Origin of the sequence: Binatus sp. (SeqCode) (genome assembly GCF_049584895.1) — a bacterium.
Lineage (GTDB): Bacteria > Desulfobacterota > Binatia > Binatales > Binataceae > Binatus.
Map to the genome: position 1 here is coordinate 1 of NZ_JBAUYR010000132.1, position 6,942 is coordinate 6,942.

Consider the following 6,942-nt stretch of genomic DNA (forward strand, 5'->3'; position numbering starts at 1 on the left):
GTATTCGCGCATCCCCTGCGCGTTGGTCTTGTCGCCGAGCATCGATAACGCGACGCGCGGATCGCGCCGGATATTTTTGATCTTCTGATGCTCGGCCAGGTGACCGATCACGAACTCGTCGTTTTCAATTCCGACCCAAATCAAAGTGACCTGCGGACTACCCTTGGAATTGAGTGTGATCAAATGAGCCAGCGGTCCCTGTTCGATCAGTTCGCGTACCGATTGCGGAATTTTCATGCGTTCATCTCCGGATGGATCGACTTCCATTTCGGATTACGACTTTGCCGAAACTGTGTCCATCGGATCAGACTTAGCGGAGGAGAAATAAAGCGGCTCCCCGTCAGGAGAGCCGCCTTTCTGGATAGTGCAGGGGTCGCCTCGGCCTACTTGCTTGGGTCGGGCGTCATCCGCAGGTACGGCTTGAGCGCCTTGTAGCCCTTGGGGAACTTCTGCTTGATAACTTCAGGATCCTGCAACGCCGGTACGATGATAACGTCCTCGCCCTTCTTCCAGTCGGCCGGCGTCGCCACCTGGTACTTGTCGGTCAGTTGCAGCGAGTCGATCGCGCGCAGGATTTCCTGGAAGTTGCGGCCGGTGCTGGCGGGGTAGGTAAGCGTGAGGCGAATCTTCTTGTTGTTATCGATCACGAAGACCGAGCGCACAGTCAACGTGTCGTTCCACTCTGGATGAATCATGTCGTAGAGCTTGGCGACTTTCTTGTCGCCGTCGCCGAGGATCGGAAAGTTCAGCTTGGTGTTCTGCGTCTCCTCGATATCGCCGACCCACTTCTTGTGCGACGGCACGTCGTCGACGCTCACCCCAATCGCCTTGATATTGCGCTTGTCGAACTCAGGTTTGAGCTTGGCGACGGTGCCGAGCTCGGTGGTGCATACGGGAGTGAAATCCTTGGGATGCGAAAACAGAATCGCCCACTTGTCGCCAATCCATTCGTGAAAATGAATCGGACCCTCGGTCGATTCCTGAGTAAAATCCGGTGCCACGCTTCCGATGTGAAGTGCCATATTCGTTACCTGCCTCTTGAGTTTTTCTGTTTTAGTAGATCAACCCGCCCGGAACAATCCAGCGAGCCACCGATTAAGATGATAAAAGAGACTTACTAAGTTATCTACTGCAAAAGTTATCCTCTGACATTACTTCGGTCAAGCTTTTCTAGCAGATTCACGGTTAGATTTACGATATGTAGAGGAGACTCAGGGGGAAATCGATCGGTGATTCGGAAGCTGCATGTAATCGCCTCGGCAATGCTGGCTGGCGTCGCCGCGGTTGGTATCGGCGGGTGCGAATTGTCGGTTGCCGCCGGTGGTGCAATCTACGCTCCATTCCACAAAACGGATCCACGCTCGAAAGCTTACGTATTGCTCCGCCGCCATGATTGTTCGGCGGCGAATACAGAATTTTCTGAAATTCTTGTCACCACGCCCGACGACGCGCAGGCGATTTCCGGAAAAGCTGAGGCTCTCGTGTGCCTGCAAAAATATGACGACGGGATCGCAGAATACTCGCGCGCCATCCAACTCGATCCCAAGTGGTTCGACTACCTGGGGCGCGGCGTCGCCTACAAGGCTAAGGGCGATCAGACCCAGGCGATACAGAATTTCGACGCCGGCATCGCCATCGCCCCGGCCGTCCCCGCGTTCTATGTCTATCGAGGCGCTGTGCTGAGCGCGCGAGGTGATGCGTCAGGCGCCAGCGCTGACTTCGAGAAGGTATCGAATCTGATTTCCGACAGTCGAGGTGGATTCAACCGCTACGGCTGGGCGCTCGCGGCATCCTCAGTTGCCGCATATCGCGATGGCCCCGCGGCAATACAGTACGCGACGCGCGCCTGCGAATTGAGTTCATGGAAGAACGCTAATGAACTGGATACGCTGGCAGCCGCTTACGCAGAGGCTGGACATTTCAAAGAGGCCATTGAATGGCAGACATCGGCCCTGCAATTTGGCGGCAGCAATATCGATCGCGACGACTTCGAGGCGCGGCTCGCGAAGTATCAGAAACGAGAGCCATTCCGCTCGGTTGACGCGACGGCGTATTTCTTCTGGGTCGCCAAGTCCTTCTGGCAGAGCGGATATCCTGCCTCTACGCCTTCGCCTTCCGGAAATCCGGCTTGCGCTTCTCCAGAAACGCCGTGACGTATTCCTTGTGCTCGGGACTGACGTAGCACTTCTCCAGCGCGAATCCCTCGAATGCCATCGCCGTTTCGAGATTGCCGTCGAGCCCCTGGTACAGCGCCTTCCTCGTGAACGCCAGCGACGTGGGCGAGCATTGCAGCATGTCACCGGCCAGCTCGCGCGCAGTCGTCATCAGGTTCGCGAGCGGCACCACGCGGCTCACGAGCCCCATCGCGAGACAGTCGGACGCCGGGTATTGCCGCCCCGTCAGCATCATCTCGGCCGTGCGCGCGAGTCCTATCAGCCGCGGCATCAGGTAGCTCGATCCCAGCTCGCTCATCAGCCCGACCCGCGGGAAAATGACGCCCATCTTCGCGTTGTCCGACGCGATCCGCACGTCGAACAGCAGCGGAATCGTGCACCCGACCCCGAGTGCGTAGCCGTTGATCGCGGCAATCGTTGGCTTCGACAGATTGCGCATCACCTGCGGCAGCGAGACCACCGCCCGTGCGCGCCGCTCGGTCGCAGCAGGCTTGTCTTCGTACTTCGCTTCGCGCGTCTTGATGTCCGACGCGAACATCGACATATCGGCGCCCGCGCAGAACGCACGATCGCCCGCGCCCGTCATGATGACGACGCGGACGCTGTCGTCGGCGTCGGCACGAAGCATCGCGTCGGTAATCTCCGCGCCCATCGTCGTCGTGTACGCATTCATCTTGGCCGGACGATTAAGCGTAACCGTCGCGATCTCGTCCGCCACATCATAAAGGAGTGTCTCGTAGTCCATTGCGAACTCTCCGCATCCGATTCCCCTCTCCAGAAGGGAGAGGGGTTAGGGGTGAGGTCCGGCGCGCCACGCGTGTCCGGTTCCCCTTCCCTCGAGGGAAGGGGTTAGGGGTTAGGTTCCTAACTCCTACCGCTTCTTACGCGCCTTCTTCCTCGACTCCCTGGTCTTCGCCTGCAGTCTCGATTTTTTCCGTTTGCGCCGCCGCTTGATTTCTTTTTGCCGTTCGCTTGCCATCTGACCTCTCTTCTCTACTTCTTTAGTCCAGCGGGACCGTCCGTTCCACCTTTGCACCGGACTCAAGATGGATTCCAGCCGAGGTCGCATACGGCTTCCCCTTGCCGGACCGATTCTCCACAAAAACGTCGTAGTTGCCGGGGTCAAGTTTGAAACGATGCTCACTGCCCGGGTCGCTCTCCGCGACTTTGGTCTGCGTGCCGGCGCGCAAGACTACCACGCGCGTCGTATTGTCGATCGGAATCTTCGACATCACCGGCTGCACCAGCAGCTCGGCCTTCAGCACCTCGTCAAGCGTCAGCGTTGTGCGATGCCCCGGCGCGAGCGGCACCGCATGCCAGTCGTAGCCTTGCGGCGGCGCATCGACGTGCACGTCCACCTGGCTCGGCGCGAACAGGTACTTGTCACCGGAAATAAAGCTGGCAACCTTCGTGTGCGGCGAGTCAGTGGTCGTCACGGTGACGCCAAAACCGGGATCGGCGCCGGTCTTGTCTTTGACGCTGACCTGCAGCACCGCGACGTTAGCGATCAGCACGGTATGCATGCGCCCTGCCTCGATCTGAACGCCGTCCTTGACGATCTGCCCGCCGACGATCGGCAGCACCACCTTGTATTCGCCGGGTGCCAGCGCAATCGATGATCCCGCCGTAACTTGCCCAGCCTCCTTGCCATTCGCCGCAATTACGTGCGCAGGATTTTTCGCCCCCGCGCCTTCCTCGCCCATCACATCAAGCTTGAGATTTCCGGTCTGCGCCGCATGCGCAATCGAAACGATCGCAAGCAAAGCAGTTACGGCAAGCAGTCGAATCGATCTCATTTTCTGTCTTCCCCTCTCCCTGTAAGGGAGAGGATCGAAGGTGAGGGTCCTTATACAGCGCGCGTTTCGCGCGCGGTTCAGGATTCTGCTCTGTTCCAAATGCGAGCAAATCTCGTGCAAAGTTCTCCTCATAAGCGACGCAGTATCTTACGGGCGCCGTCAATCGCGCGCTACCGTCGCGTCGCCGCTTCTGTGATATTTTTCTTTCGCCGATCAACAATCTCCTTCGAGGTCACGTGATGCCGCGAATCATTGTCGAAAGAAATATCGAAGTGCCGATGCGCGACGGATGCGTGCTGCGCGCGGATCTCTTTCGTCCCGATATTCCCGACAAGTTGCCGGTGCTGCTCAATCGCACGCCCTACAACAAGGCGATGCCGATGGTTTACAGCGGCACCCTCGACGCTCTGCGCGCCGCGGAGGCAGGGTACAACGTGATGGTGCAGGATTGTCGCGGACGATTCGCGTCCGACGGCGTGTGGAACTGTTTCACCGACGAAGCACGGGACGGCTACGACACGATCGAGTGGGCCGCGCGCCAAACTTGGGCCAATGGCAACGTCGGTACCTACGGCGCGTCGTACATGGGTGCGACGCAATGGCTCGCCGCGACCAATGCACCCCCGAGCCTGAAGGCGATGGCGCCGTCGATCACTGCCAGCGACTATCACGACGGATGGACTTACCAGGGCGGCGCCTTCGCGCTGTTCTTCAACGTCAGCTGGACGATGGCGGCGCTCGCGCCCGCGCGCCTGTTGCGCGAGCGGGCAGACGATCCGGCGGCGGTCGGCGAGCTCGGCACGGTGATGAGTTCGCTCGACTCGATGCGCGAAAAAATGAACTTCATGCCGCTGAAACAGTTCCCGATGTTTAGCGCCGGTGCGCCGTTCTTTTTCGATTGGCTCGAGCATCCCGCGTACGACGACTACTGGCGAGCGTTGTCGATCGAGGAGCATCACGCGGCGATAAACGTCCCCGCGCTCAACATCGGCGGATGGTACGACATTTTTCAGGGCGGCACGATTCGCAACTACTCCGGGATGCGCTCGCGCGGTGGCAGCGACGCGGCGCGCGCGGGACAGCGTCTGATCATCGGGCCGTGGAATCACGCGGTTCCGTTTCAGAATCTGGTCGGCGCCGTAGATTTCGGATTCCGATCGAGCCCGGTTTCCGTCGACATCGACGGCACCACGCTGCGCTTCTTCGACCATTGGCTCAAAGGCAAAGCCGGCGCTGACGCTGAAGCGCCAGTGCGAATCTTCGTGATGGGCACCAACAATTGGCGCGACGAAAAAGACTGGCCGCTCCCCGGCACTGATTTTCGCCGCTACTACCTGCACAGCCGCGGCCGCGCAAATAGCATGTACGGCGACGGCGCGCTCTCAACCGACGCGCCCAGCGCCGAGCCGCCCGATTCGTTCCTCTACAATCCGCTCGACCCGGTGCCTACAGTCGGCGGCGGACTGTGCTGTTATCCCGGCGCGCTGCAGGGCGGTGCGTTCGATCAGCAAGCCGTCGAGCATCGCGCCGACGTGCTGGTGTACTCGACCGAACCTTTGCCCGAAGACCTCGAAGTGACCGGCCCGATCGTCGCAATTCTGTATGCGTCCTCGTCGGCCCCCGACACCGACTTCACCGCGAAGCTGGTCGACGTGAGCGAATGCGGAACCGCGCTGAATCTCACCGACGGAATCATCCGCGCGCGATGGCGCAACTCGCGCACCACGCCCGCAATGCTGACGCCCGGCAAAGTCGAAGAGTTCAAAATCGATATGTGGTCCACGTCAAACGTGTTCAAGAAGGGCCATCGCATTCGCCTGGAAATCAGCTCGTCCAATTTTCCGCGCTTCGATCGAAACCCAAACACTGGCCACCAACAATTCGCCGACGCAGAAATCCGCCCCGCAATGCAAACCATAATGCACAACCACACCTTCTCGTCATACCTGACGCTCCCGCTGATTCCAGCTCAACGGTAAGACGGGGAGCGGAAGCGCATTACAAAGAATGGCGTCGGCGTCCAAATTTGCGTTTGTGCTCTATCGGCCGCAGTCGGCTGGGAATATCGGGGCGGCGGCGCGGGCGCTCAAGAACATGGGCTTCGACGACTTTCGCCTGGTCGGACTCGGTCCTTTAAACGATCGCGAAGCCGTCAAGATGGCGGTGCATGCCGACGATATCCTCGCCAATGCGACGGTCTATCCCGATTTGGCGGCTGCGATTGCGGATTGCTCGATCGCGGTCGGCACCACCAGCCGCCGCGGTGGCTATCGTAGCCGCTCGACTCCGCTGCGTCCGGCCGCGGTGGAACTCGACGCGCTCGCGGGCACGAATAAAATCGCGATCGTCTTTGGGCGCGAAGATCGCGGGCTGACTAATCGCGAGCTGAAACTCTGCCATCGGTTGGTCACGATTCCGACCGCGCCCGAATATCCGTCGCTCAACCTGGCACAAGCCGTGATGGTGGTGGCATATGAATTGATGATGGCGGCGACTGCGGCGAGCGAAACCGCACGCACGCCCGAGTTTGTGGCCGCGTCGATCAGCGATCCGATGCTCGAGCGGTTCGCGGAAGCTCTGGTCGCGATCGGATTTATACCCGACGACAATCCGGAGCATATCATGCTCGCGATCCGCGAGATTTTCGGGCGCAGCGGATTGACCGCGCGCGAAGTCGAGATTCTCAACGGCATGGCGCGGCAGATACGATGGGTCGCCGATGGGGGTTTTCGCACGATCGCGGAGAAGCGAAGCGCGGGCAGGAAATTGAGATGACGTTTTCCATGCGCCACGCCGATGCGCGATAATCGCGCGAAGATGTGAATCGTAAATGGCTGAGATAATTGATTTTGCCGAGATCCAGGAGGCGCGGCGCAAAGCTCGCGCCGCCATTCCAGAACGCGAGAATCTCGAGCGCGCGGTGCAACTGATGCGCGAGAATTTGGCCGCAGTCGCCGTCGAGCTAGCGGACG

Annotated in this window: 7 protein-coding genes; 3 read left to right on the forward strand and 4 right to left on the reverse strand. The window is 59.7% G+C overall.

The window, feature by feature from the left end; genetic code table 11:
• The coding region (locus WB650_RS21915) for a pyridoxamine 5'-phosphate oxidase family protein (protein WP_423962042.1) at positions 1–237 on the reverse strand (237 nt) is incomplete at its 3' end.
• Between the two features lie 146 nt (positions 238–383).
• Positions 384–1,022: a peroxiredoxin gene (locus WB650_RS21920; protein WP_423962044.1), complete on the reverse strand. Its 639-nt coding sequence runs from the start codon at positions 1,020–1,022 to the stop codon at positions 384–386.
• Between the two features lie 207 nt (positions 1,023–1,229).
• Between WB650_RS21920 and WB650_RS21925 the strand changes: the two genes are divergently transcribed.
• Entirely contained in the window at positions 1,230–2,153 is a 924-nt protein-coding gene (locus tag WB650_RS21925) for a tetratricopeptide repeat protein (protein WP_422304653.1), read from the forward strand.
• Here the strand turns inward: WB650_RS21925 and WB650_RS21930 are convergent.
• Positions 2,101–2,919, reverse strand: a complete 819-nt coding sequence (locus WB650_RS21930) for an enoyl-CoA hydratase/isomerase family protein (protein WP_422304651.1) — start codon at positions 2,917–2,919, stop codon at positions 2,101–2,103. The two genes, WB650_RS21925 and WB650_RS21930, sit on opposite strands and share 53 nt — an antisense overlap.
• A 256-nt stretch (positions 2,920–3,175) precedes the next feature.
• A complete protein-coding gene (locus WB650_RS21935) occupies positions 3,176–3,970 on the reverse strand; it encodes a hypothetical protein (protein ID WP_422304649.1) in 795 nt (264 codons plus the stop codon).
• 239 nt (positions 3,971–4,209) lie between these two features.
• Here WB650_RS21935 and WB650_RS21940 point away from each other — a divergent pair, with 239 nt between their 5' ends.
• Entirely contained in the window at positions 4,210–5,949 is a 1,740-nt protein-coding gene (locus tag WB650_RS21940) for a CocE/NonD family hydrolase (RefSeq protein WP_422304647.1), read from the forward strand.
• Positions 5,950–5,977: 28 nt separating this feature from the next.
• Positions 5,978–6,745, forward strand: coding sequence for an RNA methyltransferase (locus WB650_RS21945; RefSeq protein WP_423962047.1), 768 nt, complete (start codon positions 5,978–5,980; stop codon positions 6,743–6,745).
• Positions 6,746–6,942: the final 197 nt, after the last annotated feature.